Here is a 20,540-nt window from a genome sequence, read left to right on the forward strand (position 1 = left end):
TCAGCCGATGTGAAAAAAAAGAAGATCGTGGAGAACAACATGAGCGCAAATGCGGAGACTCAAACCCCGCAGCAACCGGTCAAGAAGAATGGCAAACGTAAAAGCATGCTGCTCCTTCTGACCTTGCTCTTTATTATCATTGCCGTGGCATATGGGATTTATTGGTTTTTAGTACTGCGTCATGTCGAAGAGACAGACGATGCGTACGTGGCAGGGAACCAGGTTCAAATCATGGCACAGGTATCAGGCAGCGTGACGAAAGTCTGGGCTGATAACACTGACTTTGTAAAACAAGGCGATGTGCTGGTCACCCTTGATCAGACGGACGCAAAACAGGCATTTGAAAAAGCCAAAACTGCGCTGGCTTCCAGCGTGCGTCAGACGCACCAGTTGATGATCAACAGCAAGCAGTTACAGGCAAGCATTGAAGTACAGAGAACCGCTCTGGCGCAGGCGCAAAGCGACTTTAATCGCCGCGTTCCGCTCGGTAATGCCAACCTGATTGGCCGCGAAGAACTGCAACATGCGCGTGATGCCGTCGCCAGCGCGCAGGCTCAGCTTGATGTCGCAATCCAACAATATAATGCTAACCAGGCGATGATTCTCGGCAGCAAACTGGAAGACCAGCCCGCCGTGCAACAGGCAGCCACAGAGGTGCGTGATGCCTGGCTGGCGCTGGAACGTACCAGAATTGTCAGCCCGATGACCGGCTATGTTTCCCGCCGTGCCGTACAGCCTGGCGCGCAAATTAGCCCAACCACACCGTTGATGGCGGTTGTTCCGGCCACAAACCTGTGGGTGGATGCCAACTTCAAAGAAACACAGCTAGCGCACATCCGCATCGGCCAACCCGCAACGGTCATCACCGACATTTACGGCGATGACGTGAAGTACACCGGTAAAGTCGTCGGCCTGGATATGGGTACAGGTAGCGCCTTCTCCTTGCTGCCGGCGCAAAACGCAACCGGCAACTGGATCAAAGTCGTCCAGCGTCTACCGGTGCGTATCGAACTGGATGCGCAGCAACTGGCGCAGCATCCATTACGTATTGGTTTGTCTACGCTGGTGACTGTTGATACCGCTAATCGTGACGGACAAATTCTGGCAAGCCAGGTTCGCACCACGCCGGTAGCAGAAAGTAATGCACGTGAAATCAACCTTGCTCCGGTCAATAAGATGATCGAAGAGATCGTGCGGGCCAACGCGGGCTAATTAAAGGTGCGTGTGATGCAACAGCAAAAACCGCTGGAAGGCGCGCAGCTCGTCATTATGACGATCGCGCTGTCGCTGGCGACATTCATGCAGGTGCTGGACTCCACCATTGCTAACGTGGCGATCCCCACTATCGCCGGGAACCTCGGCTCTTCACTGAGCCAGGGGACCTGGGTGATCACCTCATTCGGGGTGGCGAACGCTATCTCTATTCCGATCACCGGCTGGCTGGCAAAACGATTTGGCGAAGTAAGACTCTTTATGTGGTCAACTACCGCCTTTGTCATTGCGTCATGGGCATGCGGGATGTCCACCAGCCTCAACATGCTGATATTCTTCCGCGTAATTCAGGGTATCGTCGCCGGTCCGTTAATTCCGCTTTCGCAAAGCCTGTTACTGAATAACTATCCTCCCGCCAAACGTTCCATCGCCCTCGCGCTATGGTCGATGACGGTGATTGTTGCCCCGATATGTGGTCCTATTCTTGGGGGCTATATCAGCGACAACTATCACTGGGGCTGGATATTTTTCATTAACGTGCCAATCGGTGCTGTAGTGGTATTGATGACCCTGCAAACCCTGCGTGGTCGGGAAACGAAAACCGAGCAGCGGCGCATCGACGCTATTGGGCTGGCTCTGCTGGTAATTGGTATCGGCAGTTTGCAGATTATGCTCGACCGCGGCAAAGAGCTGGACTGGTTCGCTTCTCAGGAGATTATTATCCTGACGGTGGTCGCCGTTGTCGCAATCAGCTTCCTGATCGTCTGGGAGCTTACCGACGAGCACCCCATTGTCGATCTCTCGCTGTTTAAGTCGCGAAACTTTACCATTGGCTGTCTGTGTATCAGTCTGGCCTATATGCTCTACTTCGGCGCAATCGTCCTGCTGCCGCAGCTATTGCAGGAGGTATACGGCTATACGGCAACCTGGGCCGGTCTGGCATCAGCGCCGGTTGGGGTGATTCCGGTGATCCTGTCGCCGATTATCGGCCGCTTCGCGCACAAGCTGGATATGCGTCGGTTGGTGACGTTCAGTTTTATTATGTACGCCGTCTGTTTCTACTGGCGTGCGTGGACCTTCGAACCAGGTATGGACTTTGGCGCATCGGCCTGGCCGCAGTTTATTCAGGGTTTCGCGGTAGCCTGCTTCTTTATGCCACTGACGACCATCACGCTGTCCGGCTTACCGCCAGAGCGTCTGGCAGCGGCATCGAGCTTGTCGAACTTTACGCGAACGCTGGCCGGCTCTATCGGCACATCAATTACAACGACAATGTGGACGAACCGCGAGTCGCTGCACCATGCGCAGTTAACGGAATCCGTTAACCCCTACAATCCCAATGCTCAGGCCATGTACGATAAGCTGCAGGATTTAGGGATGACGCACCAGCAGGCGTCAGGCTGGATAGCCCAGCAGATCACCAATCAGGGGCTGATTATTTCCGCCAACGAAATCTTCTGGATGTCGGCTGGGATCTTCCTCGTTCTGCTTGGACTGGTGTGGTTCGCCAAACCGCCCTTTGGCGCGGGTGGCGGCGGCGGCGGTGCGCACTAAGCATACGTATAAAGGGATCCGCGGATCCCTTTTTTATTAGACTCGCGATCAGAAGTAATATTTGAATCTCAGACGCCCGCCGTAGCGTGCATCTTCGCTGTTATCGCCATGAGTCGGATCGGCCTCAACCCATGAGGCATAGGCACCGAGGTAGATGTTAAAGTTTTTCATATCCAGTACGTTGGGGAAAAGATATGAGGCGTGAATGGTGTGAATATCATAACTGCCAGGATCGGTTACCCAACAATCTTCCTCGCAAACGGCTTCAAGATTGGTGGCATTGAAGGCGTCAATGTTGTTATGCGCATAGATATAGCCCAGCTCAAACCGGTGCCATAAGGCGTTCACTCCGGCCGTAAAGTCCGTTTCATCGGTCGCATCCATATAGGCCGTATTCAGGTTAATGACAGCACCGTTCTCCGGGTCGGTTTTTTGGCCGTTCCAGGTCATGGTAAAACCATAGCCAGTACGATCGGACTGATCGATCCATTTGCCATTCTCGTAATAGCCGTAAGCATTGTTGACCACGTTACTTTCCATCGCCACCGCGGTGGAGAGGCGTCCATTTTGCCAGGCAATCACCGGGCGCACGTAAGCCACGTTTTTATCGTTGGTTAAATCCATACCGTGGTATTGCTTCTCGGTATAGAGCGTGCTGCCATTTTCCAGCAGTGTATTGACTTCAAAATACCAGTTATCGAGCGTTTTACTGATGAGGAAGTTACCACCGCTGTCGCTACGCCCCCGGCCCTCTTTCATCATATATATATAACCGTAGCCATCGCTGTACAGGTCATTCGCCGTATTACCTGAATATTCAATAAAGGTATCCTGATTCAGCGGGAACATATCGTAAGCTTCAAAGCGTCCGACCTTAATTTTCCAGTCGTTCTCATGCCCGAAGAAGAATGCCGCATCATCAAGGTTCATTTTTCCGGTCAGGTCTGCCAGCGGTTGAACCGAGAACCCGGCAAAATTACCGTTATTCAGTCGTTGGTAACCATCAAAACCCAGCAGAATACGTCCGTTGATATCCCAGCGTTCATTGGTCCCCGGAGCCCAATCTTTATTCGCAGAGGTTTTCGTTGATGTCAGGCTACCGGAACGACTTGCGGCATCCATATTAAACTCAACATCGCCGTAGAATTTAATATCGCTAAAGCCGGATAGCGTCAGTTTCGGTGGATTCCCTCCTGCAGAGACCGCCTCAGCAGATTGAACATTCACCGTCGGCACGGCTACTGTTTGCTGTTGTTGCAATGACTGTATTTGTGATTCAGCATCGGCGGCCCGTTTTTCTGCCTTGATAACTCGCTGCTCCAGTTCAGCCAGACGCTGTTCAATTGAGGTGTTATTCACCGCCCACAGATTATGAGAAAAGCAAGCACCGATCATCAGCGCTAAATATTTCACCTTCATTTTTTATCCCTAAAGTTTGATGTATGCACGGTGCGATGTAATAAAACATCTCACCTTTCTGCCATATGAATCATTTAGTTATTATCAGGAGTGAGCAAACTTACCGCTTTTAAGATCGGTAACAATGCCATTCATTCGGTCTTCCGTTAAGCCGTAGAATTTAATAGACAACGCCGTGAGAATATAAAATAGTGCAGGAATTACGGTAAATAAGAGTGCGACACCCTGTACGGCAGAGGCTGATTGCACAGTACTACCGGAGGTATAATCAAACGCGGCCAACACCCAGCCTAAAATAGCACCACCAACCGCTACGCCCAGCTTAATGACAAATATATTCGCTGCAACGTTCATCCCGGTAATTCGACGCCTCGTTTTCCACTCACCATAATTATTGGCATCAGTGATCATCGACCATTGCAGCGCGCCATTGCCCCCCTGAATAATACACATAATAAGATGAACAACTAGCACTACGATCCAATACTGGACCGGCACAAAGAAACACAGCACCCCCAATACGGCAATCAGTAAGTTAACCCAGAAAGAGAGTTTAATTTTACAAAATCGCGTACCGAACGGTTTAGCAAGTATCGAGCCGAACATGGAAGCAAACATCGCGCCCAGCATAAAAACGGTAATAACATCAGCGCCTTTGTTCAGTACCGTATTTACATAGTAAACGACAGCCCCGCCGCGCAGCACCACCGCAACCAACATCATAAAGTTATAAACAGACAAAATCCGCCATTGCTCATTCCTGAACAGAATCTTAACGTCACGAGCAATATTAAGGTTTTCTTCTTTGATGGGTTGTACACGCTCTTTAGTGGTTAAGAAGCAGATGATAAACATCAGGCAACCAATCACACCGAAGATAGCCATGGAGACCTGAATCCCCGTAGCTCTATCACCGGGATAGAGGAGATCAGCTAACGGTAGAATTAAAGCGGTTCCCAACGCACCGCCAATCGGCGTAATGGCAAACCGCCACGATTGCAGTGACAGGTTTTCACGCGGATCGGATGTCAGTGCCGCGCCCAGTGAGCAGTATGGAATATTAATTGCTGTATACATCAGCGTCATAAATATATATGCCGCCACTGCGTAGACCACTTTGCCACGGTCTGAAAAATCAGGAATGGAATAAACCAGCACGCAGCTGACGGCAAATGGCACACAAATCGCCAGCAACCACGGACGAAAGCGTCCCCAGCGTGTAGATGTTGCGTCAGCAATTGCTCCCATGACAGGATCGGTAATCGCATCCAGCAGACGAACCAGTAAAAACATCGTTCCCATTACCGCGGGTGGCAGACCATAAATATCGGTATAAAAATAAGCAAGAATAGCGACTGAAGAATCAAAAACGATATGACTGGCAGCGTCCCCCAGACTGTATCCCACCTTTTCTTTGATAGATAGCTTATCCCCAGATGGCATATACGCTCCTTTGGCAAACATTATGAAACCGGTTTCCGTCGTGAGGTATTTTTAAAACATCTTGTCCACCGCAATCTATTATGTTTTTCTGTTAACACTTTATGTTTTTTGCTTTATGTGATCGCGGCAATGTGGAATTATTCATTCCTCATTTTTTTTGCTCACCCGCTCACATTCTATTTAATGGTAAATATAGGATCGTTTTTTATAAAAACATTCATCAACAGAATATAATAAAAGTAAAATATGAGAAGGGAATATATAATAATAAACCCCGGTTATATGCCGGGGTTTATTTAGATACAGGAAAGAGTAACGAATAAAACTAGATGTGTAATTCCTGTAATTTTTCTTTCGGCAGCGCCAGCTCTTCATTGCTGTTGACGCGTACATCATGCTCCAGAATATGACGTGCGATATCCTGCGCTTCGCTAAGAGAGTGCATCTGATACGTACCGCACTGGTAAACGTTCAGCTCCGGGATCTGGTTCTGATCCTGCACTTTCAGCACATCGGCCATCGCCGCTTTCCACGCGTCGGCAACACGCTGCTCGTCCGGTGTACCAATTAAGCTCATGTAAAAACCTGTCCGGCATCCCATCGGAGAGATATCGATAATCTCAACGCCATTACCGTTAAGGTGGTTACGCATAAAACCTGCAAACAGATGTTCCAGCGTGTGGATACCTTTCTCAGGCATCACTTCTTTATTCGGAATGCAGAAACGCAGATCAAACACGGTGATTGCGTCGCCATGCGGGGTGTTCATCGTTTTTGCAACCCGGACCGCGGGAGCTTCCATCCGGGTGTGATCGACAGTAAAACTATCTAACAACGGCATTTAGCCACCTCCGATAAATTTTTTAAAAATAATCTGAACTCTTTGTTCCGGGGCGAGTCTGAGTATATGAAAGACGCGCATTTGTTATCATCATCCCTGTTTTCAGAGATGAAATTTTGGCCACTCCCGAGTGGCCTTTTTCTTTTGTATCAAGCGTGCTTTTCCAGCCACACGCTAAACGGCTCAGTATCCGCCGCTTCGATCTCCTGCTGACGACGCTTTGAAGCCTCGGTTTCAGCAATAAATTCAGCTTCCTGCAATATTTCTAACGGCTCTTCGCGCAGCAGATTTCGGTAAGCCTCACCCAGCGCTTTGCCCGTGCCGCCAATGCCTTCATCAATCATAGACCGCAGGATCCGGGCAGAGAAAGTCAGTTCAGGATTGTCAAAGCTGGCAACCAGTTCATCACAGACCTTCTGATACTCCTCTCCCCCATCGATACTGTCCAGCGTTTGTGCCACGCGTTTCAGATCGCAGAACAGATCTTTACCCACCTTAGGCAGCGGGAACTGGGCCGTTTCACAGCCAATACCTAACGTCAGCCCAGGCTTGCGACCTTCGAGAATCACACGGTTCCAGTTTTTACGCGTACAAAGTAATTCATCGCTGCTCATTTCCGGGGCATCAGCCAGCGCACACCAGACCATAAACAGATCGAGGAAGCGCACCTGTTGCTCGTCCACGCCGATTGGTGAGAACGGGTTGATATCCAGCGAGCGAACTTCGATATACTCAATTCCGCCACGCAGAAGCGCATCAGATGGCGTTTCACCACGACGAGTGACGCGTTTCGGGCGGATAGGCGCATACAGCTCATTTTCAATCTGCAGAACGTTGCTGTTGATTTGCAGACGCTTACCGTCCTTCTCCAGACCGATCGCCGCGTACTCCTCAGAAGGGGTTTTAATCGCGCGCTTTAATCCTGCCACATACTCATGCAAATCGTTAAACGTAATTCCGAGATTGCTTTGCGACTTATTGGTATAGCCCAAATCACTCAGACGCAGCGACGTCGCATACGGCAGGTAATACATCCCACAGTCGGTTTTTTCAAACGGCAGGGTTGTCGGTTTTCCTTGCAGGAAGGAGGAACAAATGGCCGGAGAGGCGCCAAACAGATACGGGATCACCCAACCAAAACGGTAGTAGTTGCGGATCAAACGAAAGTAACCGGCGGAGATCTTCTCTTTAGCATCTTCGCCTTCGGTTACGCCGCATTTCGCCTGCCAGAAAGCCATTGGCAGCGAGAAATTGTAGTGTACCCCGGAGATAGTCTGCATCAACGCGCCGTAACGGTTTTTGAGGCCTTCACGGTACAGCGTTTTCAGACGACCGGTATTCGACGTACCGTACTGCGCCAGTTCGATGTCCTGGCCTTCAGCAATATAGCAAGGCATGCTCAACGGCCACATACGCTCGTCGCCCAGATTTCTGGCGGTATACCGATGCAGATCGCGCATGAACGTCAGCATTTTCTCAATATCGTCACCTGGAGGCGTAATAAACTCCAGCAACGCTTCGGCAAAGTCAGTGGTTATCCATTTATGCGTTAGCGCTGAGCCTAACACCTCAGGATGGCTTGTCGTTGCTAATGACCCGTCTGCATTAACGCGCAGCGTTTCACGCTCCAGCCCACGTTGAATCCCCTTTAATGCCTGAGGATGGTTTTCCAGCCAGGCCAGCGCCTGTGATACGTCCGGGATCAAATTGACCTCCCGCCTGTCAAAATCGTTTTAATTAGCATAATGGTATTGGTTACCCTAAAGGCTATCTCACAACACAATTAGTGCCACCACATAATGCCTTGCGTCGTAACCGCTGCGACCACAACATAGCGCAGCGCCTTGCCAAGGCATAAGAAAAAGAGCACCGGGCCCCACGAGATGCGCATCCATCCAGCTAACAGGCACAGTAAATCACCCACAACCGGCATCCAGCTTAATAATAGTGTGACAGCGCCATAGCGCCGCAGCCAGCCAGTGGCTTTTTCTTGCCAGCGCGATGATTTACGCAATGGAAAGAAACGCCCAAGGATAACGTTAGTTAACCCTCCAAGGCTATTACCCATTGTTGCTGTTAAGACTAAGACCCAGGGATGACTGACCCCAGAGACCAGCAAAGCAATTAAAACAACTTCAGAATTGCCGGGTAACAGCGTAGCGCTGAGAAAACTGCTGGCAAACAGTGACAGGAGCGATAGTCCATCACTCACAATAACCGGACATCCACGGCGTCCATTCCTGCAGCACGCGCCGCCTGCAGTCCAAAATCAGCATCTTCAAACACAACACAGTGTGCCGGAACAACGCCCATACGTTCGGCGCAGAGCAAAAACGTATCAGGAGCTGGTTTGTGGCGTTGTACGTGATCGGCTGCGACAACAGCATCAAAATAGCGACGCAGCCCAAGATGAGCGAGCAGAGCCTCTGCAATCGCACTTTCACTCCCCGTACCTACCGACATCGGACGGCGGCCATGCCAGGCTTTCACAACATCAACCAATGGCAAAGGCTGGACGCTATCCAGCAGCATGCTTCTGACCTTATCGGTTTTTTCACGCGCCAGGACATGGGGGTCAAGATCGGCATGATTTAGCTCAATTACCGACTGGGCAATACGCCACGTTGGAGAACCGTTGAGGGCGACCATGGCTTGTTCATCAAAACGTAGACCATAATGCCCCAATACCTCATGCCACGCCTTACGGTGCGTTGGCTCGGTATCCAGGATGGTGCCATCCATATCAAAAATCAAACCCGCATAACGTTCGTACATCGTCTTCTCACAAGCCGATTGACCAGACGTTATTTTATCGTAATTGATTGATTTTGTCGCTGACAGCGAATTGAGGGATGTTCAGGGAGTATGTGGAAATGATTCAAAAGGGGGAAAGTGCTGGCAATTATCTCGCAGACCATGAAACAACAGTTTCGCTGTTATTTAGGAGAAGATGGTGCATCCGGGAGGATTCGAACCTCCGACCGCTCGGTTCGTAGCCGAGTACTCTATCCAGCTGAGCTACGGATGCATTGGTGAAACTAGACTGGAGAAAACAAGAAATGGTGCATCCGGGAGGATTCGAACCTCCGACCGCTCGGTTCGTAGCCGAGTACTCTATCCAGCTGAGCTACGGATGCATCGGGAAACTTGCTTTACTGCCGATATTGATACCGCAATAAACGATATCAAGTAAGAGATGGTGCATCCGGGAGGATTCGAACCTCCGACCGCTCGGTTCGTAGCCGAGTACTCTATCCAGCTGAGCTACGGATGCATCAGGGAAACTTACTTACTGCAGATTTGATATCGCTGCTAAAACGCTATCTATTTTTCTGTAACAACGCTAATACGCTATTGCAGAGAAGATGGTGCATCCGGGAGGATTCGAACCTCCGACCGCTCGGTTCGTAGCCGAGTACTCTATCCAGCTGAGCTACGGATGCAAATGGCGGTGAGGCGGGGATTCGAACCCCGGATGCAGCTTTTGACCGCATACTCCCTTAGCAGGGGAGCGCCTTCAGCCTCTCGGCCACCTCACCAACACGCCTCTTACGAGTGCTTCGAAGAACTTGTTTCTGCTCATCGTCGCTGCGTGGCGCACATATTACTTTCTGGGACTTATAAGTCAAACAATTTTTCCAGAGCTTTTATCGTTTGCACATTTCACGCGCAATTAGTCTGCAAAAACGGCAAAAAGAGTGTTTTATCAACAGATAAATTGGCAGTTTCATGCCAGCAATGAACAAACAGAAAATTCGCCGGGAACGACAACGTGCGTATGGGAAACGAGAAAATGGGGGAATGAAGCAGAAAAGCGAAGAAAAAGGACAACTCAATCAGGTTGCGCCTCACCAGAAAGGTGAGACGCGAAAACCTTAGTAACTGGACTGCTGGGATTTTTCAGCCTGGATACGCTGGTAGATCTCTTCACGATGGACAGAAACTTCTTTCGGGGCGTTTACGCCAATGCGCACCTGGTTGCCCTTCACCCCTAAAACTGTCACGGTGACCTCATCGCCTATCATGAGGGTCTCACCAACTCGACGAGTCAGAATCAGCATTCTTTGCTCCTTGAAAGATTAAAAGAGTCGGGTCTCTCTGTATCCCGGCATTATCCATCATATAACGCCAAAAAGTAAGCGATGACAAACACCTAAGTGTAAGCAGTCACGGCATCACATTCTGTTAAACCTAAGTTTAGCCGATATACACAACTTCAACCTGACTTTATCGTTGTCGATAGCGTTGATACAAACGCTGCGGATTGAAGTCCGCAGCGTCGACTTACGCTTATAATTATTACAGTTTTGCGCTGACCCAGCCTTTCACACTGGCTAACGCTGCAGGCAGAGCCGCTGCATCCGTACCACCGGCTTGCGCCATGTCCGGACGACCGCCACCCTTACCGCCTACCTGCTGAGCAACCATTCCAACCAGCTCCCCTGCTTTCACGCGATCTGTCACATCCTTAGACACACCAGCAATCAGAGAAACCTTACCTTCTACTACCGTTGCCAAAACGATAACGGTAGACCCCAGTTGATTTTTCAGATCATCAACCATGGTACGCAACATTTTCGGCTCAACGTCTGTGAGTTCGCTGACCAGCAGCTTCACACCGTTGATATCAACCGCTTTGCTGGAGAGATTTGCACTCTCCTGCGCCGCAGCCTGTTCCTTCAACTGCTGCAATTCTTTTTCGAGTTGACGCGTACGCTCCAGCACGGAACGAACTTTGTCACCGATATTCTGGCTATCGCCTTTCAGCAGCTGCGCAATATCGCTTAAGCGATCGCTCTCAGCATGCACGGTTTGGATAGCGCCTTCACCGGTTACGGCTTCGATACGACGAACGCCCGCCGCGGTGCCTGACTCGGACACTATGCGGAACAGACCGATATCACCCGTACGGCTGGCGTGAGTACCACCACACAGTTCGGTAGAGAAATCCCCCATGCTCAGAACGCGCACGTGGTCGTCATATTTCTCGCCAAACAGCGCCATTGCGCCTTTGGCTTTCGCCGCTTCGAGATCCATGATGTTCGTTTCAATCGGCAGGTTGCGACGAATTTGCGCATTCACCAGATCTTCAACGGCACGGATTTCAGCAGGCTTCATGGCTTCGGTATGAGAGAAGTCGAAGCGCAGCACTTTATCGTTAACCAACGAGCCTTTCTGCGCTACATGCGTACCCAGAACCTGGCGCAGCGCCGCGTGCATCAGGTGCGTTGCGGAATGGTTCAGGCGAATACGTGCACGACGTGCTTCATCGACATCGGCCTGTACTGCATCGCCAATTTTCAGAGAACCCGTAGACAGCTTGCCGATGTGACCAATGGCCTGGCCATATTTCTGCGTGTCGCTAACGCCAAACGCGAAGCCCGCGCCTTTCAGTTCACCCTTGTCGCCAACCTGGCCACCAGATTCCGCATAGAACGGCGTCTGATCCAGTACGACAACGGCATCCTGACCTGCGTTAATTGCGTCTACTGCTTTACCATCAACAAACAGCGCGGTTACTTTGCCGTTCAGTTCCAGGTGCTCGTAGCCTTTAAATTCAGAGGTGCCATCAACGCGAATCATCGCATTGTAATCTGCGCCGAAGCCGCTGGCTTCACGCGCACGGCGGCGCTGTTCTTCCATTGCAGCTTCAAAACCTGCTTCGTCGACCTTAATGTTGCGCTCGCGGCAAACGTCTGCCGTCAGGTCAACCGGGAAACCGTAGGTGTCATACAGACGGAATGCGGTTTCGCCATCCAGCGTATCGCCGGACAGTTTTGCCAGTTCTTCATCCAGCAGCGCCAGACCACGCTCCAGTGTACGCGCAAACTGCTCTTCTTCGGTTTTCAGAACCTGCTCAACCATCGCCTGCTGACGTTTCAGTTCTTCACCCGCAGAGCCCATGACTTCCACCAGCGGACCAACCAGCTTGTAGAAGAAGGTATCCTTCGCGCCCAGCATGTTGCCATGACGTACCGCACGACGAATGATACGACGCAGCACATAGCCACGGTTTTCATTGGACGGGACAACGCCATCGGCAATCAGGAATGCGCAGGAACGGATATGGTCGGCGATAACGCGCAGCGACTTGTTGCTCAGATCGGTCGCGCCGGTGACTTTCGCCACGGATTCGATCAATGAGCGGAACAGGTCGATTTCATAGTTGGAGTTAACGTGTTGCAGCACTGCCGCAATACGCTCCAGACCCATACCGGTATCCACGGACGGTTTCGGCAGCGGTTCCATGGTGCCGTCAGCCTGACGGTTGAACTGCATGAAGACGATGTTCCAGATCTCAATGTAGCGATCGCCATCTTCTTCTGCGCTTCCCGGAGGGCCACCCCAGATGTGGTCGCCATGGTCGTAGAAAATTTCGGTGCACGGGCCGCAAGGACCGGTATCACCCATCTGCCAGAAGTTGTCGGATGCATAAGCCGCGCCTTTGTTATCACCGATGCGGATGATACGTTCGCGCGGAATACCGACCTCTTTTTCCCAGATTTCATAGGCTTCATCGTCTGTTTCATAGACGGTGACCCACAGACGCTCTTTTGGCAGGGCAAACCAGTTTTCACCGGTCAACAGCTCCCACGCGTATTGAATAGCGTCGTGTTTGAAGTAATCGCCGAAGCTGAAGTTGCCCAGCATTTCGAAAAAGGTGTGGTGACGTGCAGTGTAACCGACGTTTTCCAGGTCGTTGTGCTTACCGCCCGCACGTACGCAACGCTGCGAGGTAGTTGCGCGGGAATAATTACGCTTGTCGAGGCCAAGGAAAACATCCTTGAACTGGTTCATCCCGGCGTTGGTAAACAACAAAGTAGGGTCATTGTTCGGTACCAGGGAGCTGCTGGCAACTACCTGATGTCCTTTACTATGGAAAAAATCGAGAAACGCCTGACGGATCTCAGCGGTGCTCTTGCTCATAATTATCCTGAAGAAATCAAGCTAACGAAATGTCATTACCAGCATCGGCACGTAAACTGCGCCTCTGGCAATCGAAAAGTGGGAATAAGATAAGTTTTCTTTACTGGGAAGTAAAATCCCGTATGCGCTCAATCGTCAAAATTTCGCCATATTGCCTGAATATCTTCCATCAGATAGCCACGATAGAGCAAAAAGCGCTGGACCTTCACCTTATCTGAAAAATCTACTGGTAAAGGTTCTCCGTATTTTCGAATGGCCTGATCGCGCGCAAGAACTGCCCAGTCAATTTCGCACTCGCGCATGGCCCGCTCGATAGCCTCACGCGTGATCCCTTTTTGGTTTAGTTCCTGACGCACGCGCGCGGGTCCATAGCCCTTACGGCTACGGCTGGCGATAAACTGTTGAACGAAGCGGTCATCATCCAGATAACGACTTTCAATACACCAGGCGATGACCTTGTCGTAATCCTCTGGCGTAGCATCAATGTCTTCCGGTCCATTTTTCCCCATCACCGGAGCGGCCAGCTTGCGCCGTAGTTCCTGCTCGCTGTGATCGCGCATTGCCAGAATACGTACGGCGCGGTCAAGAAGTCGGGAATAAGCGGATCGGCGGGAAGTTGCTTCTGTCATAGTAAACCTTCAGAAATGAAAAAGGGCTGCATGATATGCAGCCCTTTACTCTATGCAATTCAAAACATGCGATTCAAAACAGATTATCAGAAATCTTCGTTCGTTTCTTTTACGTCTTCACCGCTGTCATCAACGGAGAAATCAGGCGTTGAATCCTGGTTATTGAGCAGCAACTCGCGTAACTTCTTCTCAATTTCTTTCGCAGTTGCCGGGTTTTCTTTCAGCCAGTTAGTCGCATTCGCTTTACCCTGACCGATTTTCTCACCATTGTAGCTGTACCATGCACCCGCTTTTTCAATCAGCTTCTCTTTCACGCCCAGATCAACCAGTTCGCCGTAGAAGTTGATACCTTCACCGTAAAGAATCTGGAATTCAGCCTGCTTGAACGGTGCAGCAATTTTGTTTTTCACAACCTTAACACGGGTTTCGCTACCAACCACGTTGTCGCCTTCTTTCACCGCGCCAATACGACGGATATCCAGGCGGACAGAAGCATAGAATTTCAGGGCGTTACCACCGGTGGTGGTTTCCGGGTTACCGAACATCACGCCAATCTTCATACGGATCTGGTTGATGAAAATCAGCAGCGTGTTGGACTGCTTCAGGTTACCGGCCAGCTTACGCATTGCCTGGCTCATCATACGTGCCGCAAGGCCCATGTGAGAGTCACCAATTTCGCCTTCGATTTCTGCCTTCGGCGTCAATGCGGCAACGGAGTCGACAACGATAACGTCAACCGCACCGGAGCGCGCCAGCGCATCACAAATTTCCAGCGCTTGTTCACCGGTATCCGGCTGAGAACACAGCAGGTTGTCGATATCAACGCCAAGCTTGCGTGCATAGACGGGATCCAGCGCGTGTTCCGCATCGATAAACGCACAAGTTTTACCTTCGCGCTGCGCGGCGGCAATAACCTGCAGGGTCAGCGTCGTTTTACCAGAGGATTCAGGCCCGTAGATTTCGACGATACGGCCCATTGGCAAACCGCCCGCGCCTAATGCGATATCCAGAGAAAGCGAACCGGTGGAGATGGTTTCTACATCCATGGAACGGTCTTCACCCAGGCGCATGATGGAGCCTTTACCGAATTGCTTTTCGATCTGACCCAGCGCTGCCGCCAACGCTTTCTGTTTGTTTTCGTCGATAGCCATTAATTACTCCTGTCATGCCGCTTTCGGGTTAAACCGCGAAACGTGATAGATAATGTTCTGTTGAGGCAATTATACTGTATGCTCATACAGTATCAAGTGTTTTGTAGAAATTGTTGCCACAGGGTTTGTAACGCGTAGGCGGTCGCCTGTCGACGCACCGCGTCGCGATCGCCGCTGAAGCATTCCCGGCGAGTAATCCCCTCGCCGCTCGCGCTGGCAAAGGCAAACCATACCGTCCCCACGGGCTTTGCTTCACTGCCGCCATCCGGCCCCGCAATACCGCTTATCGAAACAGCGAAATGCGCACGTGCCGCTTTTAGCGCGCCAATCGCCATCTCCACCACCACAGGCTCACTCACCGCCCCATGCTGGGCCAGCGTCTCTTCGCGCACGCCGATCATCTGCGCTTTGGCTTCATTGCTGTAGGTCACAAAGCCGCGTTCAAACCAGGCGGAGCTGCCGGCAATATCCGTAATCACTTTGGCTACCCAGCCGCCGGTGCAGGATTCTGCCGTCGTAACGGTCGCCCCACGCGCTTTCAGCGCCAGGCCAACCTGCTCGCTTAACTGCATCAGTTCACTGTCGGTCATTTCAGCCTCTGTCAGTTAAAAAAATATGCCGGACAAGATAGCACTTTCACAACCAATGTGGGGATGGGGAGAACGTTTTACGAGGAGGATTCCAAAAATTGCTCCGTTGCATAAATAAGACCTGCCGGATGGCGATGCCTGGGCATCTTATCCGGCCTACAAGAGATATCTTCCGGTAGGCCGGTGGAGCGATTACTGCACGCGCGCCAGCGCGACCGCCTGACCCAATTGCCACACGGCCATCGCGTAGTGGGTACTGTGGTTGTAGCGGGTGATAGTGTAGAAGTTCGGCAGCCCATACCAGTACTGATAACCGGTTCCGATATCCAGGCGCAGCAGGCTGGCCTGCTGATGATTCCCCAACGACTGCTGCGGCGTCAGACCTGCGGCGGCAAGCTGAGAAATGCTGTACTGGGTTTTAAAACCGTTCGCCAGCCCAGGCGCCTGGCCATTGGCCGGAACCGCGACCGTATCGCCTTTCACCCAGCCGTGGCCTTTGAAGTAGTTGGCCACGCTACCAATAGCATCAACCGGATCCCACAGGTTAATGTGGCCGTCGCCATTGAAATCAACGGCATATTGTTTATAGGAAGACGGCATAAACTGGCCGTAGCCCATCGCCCCGGCGAAAGAACCTTTCAAATCGAGCGGATCGTCACTTTCATCTCGCGCCATCAGCAGGAAGGTTTCCAGCTCACCAGAGAAGTATTCTGCACGACGAGGATAGTTAAACGACAGCGTTGCCAGCGCATCCAGAATACGCGTTTTCCCCATCACGCGGCCCCAGCGGGTCTCTACGCCAATAATACCAACGATAATTTCCGGCGGTACGCCGTAGACCTGCCACGCACGGTTCAGAGCATCTTCATATTGGTTCCAGAAGGCCACACCGTTTTGCACGTTATCCGGCGTGATGAACTGTTTACGATACCGCAGCCATGCGCCGTTAGGGCCAGATGGTGGTTGAGTCGTTGGTGCCTGACGATCCATCAAACGCAATACCGAGTCCAGACGCTTGGCCTGCGACAGGATCTCCTGCAGCTGCTGGCGGTCAAAGCCGTGCTTGTTCACCATTTTCTCGATGAACTGCTGCGCGTTCGGGTTATTGGCAAAATCGCCGCCCGTTTGCATGACATTGTGCTGTGGCTCAAGCAGGAAACCGCCAGATGGCGTACCTGTAGTCGTTTGAGTCTCTGAAGGTTTAGGCTTGCTGCTACAAGCAGCAAGCAATACGAAAAGGGGAAGTAACGCTACATAACGACGCTTGAACATGAGACATCCATTAAACAAATTCAGCCTGGGGGAAGTATGGTAAAGCATCCTCCTCCATACAAGGAAGCAGTAGTCGTTCTCCTTCACAGAATTTCCCCTCTCTTGCACTCCCAGCCTGCACAATTGCGAGCCCTCGCGCACAATCTTTCAAATTAAAATATTTACCTTTCATTTTGCGATCAAAATAACACTTTTAAATCTTTCAATCTGATTAAAATTAGTTACCGTTTGGCAAGGTAACTAAAAAACCCTACAGGAGAGAATAATGATCGACACCATCACACTCGGTGCTGAGTGGTTTATCGGGTTGTTCCAGAAAGGCGGAGAGGTGTTTACCGGCATGGTGACCGGTATTCTGCCCTTGCTGATCAGTCTGCTGGTCATCATGAATGCGTTGATTAACTTTATCGGTCAGCAACGTATTGAACGTTTTGCCCAGCGCTGCGCCGGAAACCCGCTGTCCCGCTATCTGCTTCTGCCGTGCATCGGTACATTTGTGTTTTGTAACCCTATGACGCTGAGTCTGGGCCGCTTTATGCCGGAAAAATACAAGCCCAGCTACTACGCGGCCGCCTCTTACAGTTGCCATTCAATGAACGGCTTATTCCCCCACATCAACCCCGGCGAGCTGTTTGTCTATCTGGGGATCGCCAGCGGGCTGACCACGCTAGGTCTTCCGCTCGGCCCACTGGCAGTGAGCTATTTGCTGGTCGGTCTGGTGACCAACTTCTTCCGTGGCTGGGTGACCGATTTCACCACCGCCATCTTCGAGAAAAAAATGGGCATTCAACTTGAGCAGAAAGTACATCTGGCGGGAGCAACATCATGACGCGTATTCGTATTGAAAAAGGCACCGGCGGCTGGGGCGGCCCGCTTGAACTGGATGCCGTACCGGGCAAGAAAATTGTCTATATCACCGCCGGAACTCGCCCCGCAATCGTCGACAGAATAGTAAACCTGACCGGTTGGCAGGCCGTTGATGGCTTCAAAGAAGGCGAGCCGCCGGAAAACGAAATTGGCGTGGCAATCATCGACTGCGGCGGCACGCTGCGCTGTGGTATCTATCCCAAACGTCGTATACCGACGGTGAATATTCACGCAACAGGTAAATCCGGTCCACTGGCCCAGTACATTATCGAAGACATCTATGTCTCTGGCGTGAAAGAAGAAAACATTACCGTTGTCGGTGAAGCACCCGCAGCGCCAACGCCTGCAAGCAGCACGATTGGTCGCGAGTACGACACCAGCAAGAAAATTACGGAACAAAGCGACGGTCTGTTGGCAAAAGTGGGGATGGGAATGGGTTCAGCCGTTGCGGTTCTGTTTCAGGCCGGACGCGACACTATCGATACTGTCCTAAAAACTATTCTGCCATTTATGGCGTTCGTCTCGGCGCTGATCGGCATCATCATGGCTTCTGGTCTGGGGGACTGGATTGCCCATGGACTCGCACCGCTGGCCAGCCATCCGCTGGGACTGGTCACCCTGGCGCTGATTTGCTCTTTCCCGCTGCTGTCACCTTTCCTCGGCCCCGGTGCGGTTATCGCCCAGGTTATCGGGGTTCTGATCGGCGTACAGATTGGTTTGGGGAACATTCCTCCACATCTGGCGCTCCCTGCCCTGTTCGCCATTAACGCCCAGGCTGCATGCGACTTTATTCCTGTCGGATTGTCGCTGGCCGAAGCGCGTCAGGACACGGTCCGCGTTGGCGTGCCATCCGTTCTGGTGAGCCGTTTTCTGACCGGCGCACCTACCGTTCTCATCGCCTGGTTTGTTTCCGGCTTTATTTACCAATAAGAGGCACTCAAAAATGACCGTGATTTATCAAACTACCATCACCCGCATCGGCCAGAGCGCCCCGGATGCGCTCTGCGACCAGATGCTGATTACCTTTCGTGAAGGCGCGCCAGCGGATATCGAAGAGTTTTGCTTCATCCATTGCCACGGAGAGCTGAACGGTTCTTTGCAGGCTGGGATCCAATTCGAACTGGGTCAACATCACTACCCGGTCACGGCCGTTGGCAGCGTGGCGGAACAAAACTTACGAGAACTCGGGCATATCACCCTGCGTTTTGACGGACTGAGTGAAGCGGAATTCCCCGGCACCGTACACGTTGCAGGGCCCGTACCGGACGGTATCGCGCCGGGCTGTATTTTGAAATTTGTTGCTTAAGATTGAAGGAGATAAAAATGAATCAGGTTGCCGTTGTCATTGGTGGAGGCCAGACCCTGGGGGCATTCCTTTGCCGTGGGCTTGCGACAGAAGGATACCGCATCGCGGTGGTGGATATTCAAAGCGATAAAGCCGCCAACGTTGCGCAGGAAATTAACGCCGAGTTTGGTGAAGGTACTGCCTATGGTTTTGGCGCAGATGCCACCAGCGAACAGAGCGTGCTGGCACTATCGCGCGGAGTGGATGAAATATTTGGCCGCGTCGATCTGCTGGTTTACAGCGCGGGTATCGCTAAAGCCGCGTTTATCAGCGACTTTCAGCTTGGGGATTTCGACCGTTCTCTGCAGGTAAATCTGGTTGGCTATTTCCTCTGCGCACGTGAATTTTCGCGCCTGATGATCCGCGATGGCGTTCAGGGACGCATTATCCAGATCAACTCCAAATCAGGGAAAGTGGGCAGTAAACACAACTCAGGCTATAGCGCGGCAAAATTTGGCGGCGTGGGCCTAACCCAGTCGCTGGCGCTGGATCTGGCGGAGTACGGGATCACCGTGCATTCTCTGATGCTCGGCAATCTGCTGAAATCACCGATGTTCCAGTCGTTATTACCGCAATATGCGACCAAGCTTGGCCTTAAGCCAGACGAAGTTGAGCAGTACTACATTGATAAGGTTCCGCTTAAGCGCGGCTGTGATTATCAGGACGTACTGAACATGCTGCTGTTTTACGCCAGCCCGAAAGCCTCCTACTGCACCGGGCAGTCCATCAATGTGACCGGCGGTCAGGTGATGTTTTAATAGGTATGATTGCCCGGTGGCGCTGCGCTTACCGGGCCTACGAATATTATGTAGGCCGGATTAGGCGCAGCCGCCATCCGGCAAAATCAAAGGAGCGCATTATGGTTTCCGCACTGATTACCGTCGCCGCTATCGCCTGGTGTCTGCAACTGGCGCTTGGCGGCTGGCAAATATCCCGCTTTAACCGGGCGTTTGATAAACTCTGCCAACGGGGTCGGGTTGGCGTCGGTCGCTCCGGTGGGCGTTTTAAACCGCGCGTGGTGGTGGCCATCGCGTTGGATGAGCAGCAGCGGGTTACCGATACGTTGTTTATGAAAGGTCTTACGGTATTCGCCAGACCAGAAAAAATTGACACGATAATGGGTAAACATCTTGATGATTTACAGCCTGATGTGATCTTTCCCCATGATCCACAATCGCAGAATGCACTATCATTGGCGCTTAAACTGAAACATGGGTAATTTCGTTGTGAATGCTAATAGCTTGCGAAATTATCATTTTGCAACCTATATAAGTCAGGGTAATCACGCCT

The 20,540-nt window shown here is 51.5% G+C and carries 19 protein-coding genes and 5 tRNA genes; 7 read left to right on the plus strand and 17 right to left on the minus strand.

Annotation, left to right across the window (positions count from 1 at the left end; genetic code table 11):
• Positions 1–39 precede the first annotated feature (39 nt).
• Together emrA and emrB are read left to right on the plus strand one after the other, a co-directional pair.
• The gene (gene emrA, locus E1B03_RS20560; protein ID WP_103769217.1) at positions 40–1,212 is read left to right on the plus strand and encodes a multidrug efflux MFS transporter periplasmic adaptor subunit EmrA; all 1,173 of its coding nucleotides are present in this window, start codon (positions 40–42) and stop codon (positions 1,210–1,212) included.
• 15 nt (positions 1,213–1,227) lie between these two features.
• The gene (gene emrB, locus E1B03_RS20565; protein ID WP_103769216.1) at positions 1,228–2,766 is read left to right on the plus strand and encodes a multidrug efflux MFS transporter permease subunit EmrB; all 1,539 of its coding nucleotides are present in this window, start codon (positions 1,228–1,230) and stop codon (positions 2,764–2,766) included.
• Positions 2,767–2,814: 48 nt separating this feature from the next.
• Here emrB and E1B03_RS20570 read toward each other — a convergent pair whose 3' ends face one another.
• From E1B03_RS20570 to mltB, 17 genes are all read right to left on the minus strand, one after another.
• On the minus strand, positions 2,815–4,185 hold the full coding sequence (locus E1B03_RS20570) for a carbohydrate porin (protein ID WP_133086831.1): 1,371 nt from the start codon (positions 4,183–4,185) through the stop codon (positions 2,815–2,817).
• Positions 4,186–4,269: 84 nt separating this feature from the next.
• Positions 4,270–5,628, minus strand: a complete 1,359-nt coding sequence (locus tag E1B03_RS20575) for a glycoside-pentoside-hexuronide (GPH):cation symporter (protein WP_103769214.1) — start codon at positions 5,626–5,628, stop codon at positions 4,270–4,272.
• Between the two features lie 325 nt (positions 5,629–5,953).
• Positions 5,954–6,469, minus strand: coding sequence for an S-ribosylhomocysteine lyase (gene luxS / locus E1B03_RS20580; RefSeq protein ID WP_016154160.1), 516 nt, complete (start codon positions 6,467–6,469; stop codon positions 5,954–5,956).
• Positions 6,470–6,618: 149 nt separating this feature from the next.
• Complete coding sequence (gene gshA, locus E1B03_RS20585; protein ID WP_103769213.1) at positions 6,619–8,175, minus strand: glutamate--cysteine ligase; 1,557 nt, start codon at positions 8,173–8,175, stop codon at positions 6,619–6,621.
• 77 nt (positions 8,176–8,252) lie between these two features.
• Positions 8,253–8,681 carry a YqaA family protein gene (locus E1B03_RS20590; RefSeq protein ID WP_103769212.1) on the minus strand — a complete coding sequence of 143 codons (429 nt, stop codon included), beginning with the start codon at positions 8,679–8,681 and terminating at the stop codon, positions 8,253–8,255.
• Positions 8,678–9,244, minus strand: coding sequence for a fructose-1-phosphate/6-phosphogluconate phosphatase (yqaB, locus tag E1B03_RS20595; protein WP_103769211.1), 567 nt, complete (start codon positions 9,242–9,244; stop codon positions 8,678–8,680). The genes E1B03_RS20590 and yqaB overlap by 4 nt, the downstream gene beginning before the upstream one ends.
• Before the next feature lie 176 nt (positions 9,245–9,420).
• A tRNA-Arg gene (locus E1B03_RS20600) sits at positions 9,421–9,497 on the minus strand.
• A 32-nt stretch (positions 9,498–9,529) separates the two neighbouring features.
• Positions 9,530–9,606, minus strand: a tRNA-Arg gene (locus E1B03_RS20605).
• 60 nt (positions 9,607–9,666) lie between these two features.
• Positions 9,667–9,743, minus strand: a tRNA-Arg gene (locus E1B03_RS20610).
• Between the two features lie 92 nt (positions 9,744–9,835).
• Positions 9,836–9,912 (minus strand) — tRNA-Arg (locus E1B03_RS20615).
• Positions 9,913–9,915: 3 nt separating this feature from the next.
• Positions 9,916–10,008: transfer RNA gene (locus E1B03_RS20620), tRNA-Ser, on the minus strand.
• 336 nt (positions 10,009–10,344) lie between these two features.
• Complete coding sequence (gene csrA, locus E1B03_RS20625; RefSeq protein ID WP_000906486.1) at positions 10,345–10,530, minus strand: carbon storage regulator CsrA; 186 nt, start codon at positions 10,528–10,530, stop codon at positions 10,345–10,347.
• Between the two features lie 238 nt (positions 10,531–10,768).
• Positions 10,769–13,396: an alanine--tRNA ligase gene (alaS, locus tag E1B03_RS20630; RefSeq protein WP_133086832.1), complete on the minus strand. Its 2,628-nt coding sequence runs from the start codon at positions 13,394–13,396 to the stop codon at positions 10,769–10,771.
• Between the two features lie 128 nt (positions 13,397–13,524).
• Complete coding sequence (gene recX, locus E1B03_RS20635) at positions 13,525–14,025, minus strand: recombination regulator RecX (protein ID WP_047409232.1); 501 nt, start codon at positions 14,023–14,025, stop codon at positions 13,525–13,527.
• An 86-nt stretch (positions 14,026–14,111) separates the two neighbouring features.
• Entirely contained in the window at positions 14,112–15,176 is a 1,065-nt protein-coding gene (recA, locus tag E1B03_RS20640) for a recombinase RecA (protein WP_003037330.1), read from the minus strand.
• A gap of 92 nt (positions 15,177–15,268) precedes the next feature.
• Positions 15,269–15,766 (minus strand): nicotinamide-nucleotide amidase, encoded by a 498-nt coding sequence (pncC, locus tag E1B03_RS20645; RefSeq protein WP_103769209.1) that lies wholly within the window; start codon positions 15,764–15,766, stop codon positions 15,269–15,271.
• A gap of 192 nt (positions 15,767–15,958) precedes the next feature.
• A complete protein-coding gene (mltB, locus tag E1B03_RS20650; protein WP_103769208.1) occupies positions 15,959–17,038 on the minus strand; it encodes a lytic murein transglycosylase B in 1,080 nt (359 codons plus the stop codon).
• A gap of 265 nt (positions 17,039–17,303) precedes the next feature.
• Between mltB and srlA the strand changes: the two genes are divergently transcribed.
• The 5 genes from srlA to gutM all read left to right on the plus strand — a co-directional run bounded on the left by srlA (position 17,304) and on the right by gutM (position 20,469).
• Positions 17,304–17,867 (plus strand): PTS glucitol/sorbitol transporter subunit IIC, encoded by a 564-nt coding sequence (srlA, locus tag E1B03_RS20655; protein WP_003825953.1) that lies wholly within the window; start codon positions 17,304–17,306, stop codon positions 17,865–17,867.
• On the plus strand, positions 17,864–18,835 hold the full coding sequence (gene srlE, locus E1B03_RS20660) for a PTS glucitol/sorbitol transporter subunit IIB (protein WP_103769207.1): 972 nt from the start codon (positions 17,864–17,866) through the stop codon (positions 18,833–18,835). The genes srlA and srlE overlap by 4 nt, the downstream gene beginning before the upstream one ends.
• A 13-nt stretch (positions 18,836–18,848) precedes the next feature.
• On the plus strand, positions 18,849–19,211 hold the full coding sequence (gene srlB, locus E1B03_RS20665) for a PTS glucitol/sorbitol transporter subunit IIA (protein ID WP_003846051.1): 363 nt from the start codon (positions 18,849–18,851) through the stop codon (positions 19,209–19,211).
• 17 nt (positions 19,212–19,228) lie between these two features.
• Positions 19,229–20,008, plus strand: coding sequence for a sorbitol-6-phosphate dehydrogenase (srlD, locus tag E1B03_RS20670; protein WP_071698416.1), 780 nt, complete (start codon positions 19,229–19,231; stop codon positions 20,006–20,008).
• A 101-nt stretch (positions 20,009–20,109) separates the two neighbouring features.
• Positions 20,110–20,469 (plus strand): transcriptional regulator GutM, encoded by a 360-nt coding sequence (gene gutM / locus E1B03_RS20675; RefSeq protein WP_103769206.1) that lies wholly within the window; start codon positions 20,110–20,112, stop codon positions 20,467–20,469.
• Positions 20,470–20,540 lie beyond the last annotated feature (71 nt).

It is taken from the genome of Citrobacter arsenatis (genome assembly GCF_004353845.1).
In the GTDB taxonomy this organism is placed as follows: domain Bacteria; phylum Pseudomonadota; class Gammaproteobacteria; order Enterobacterales; family Enterobacteriaceae; genus Citrobacter; species Citrobacter arsenatis.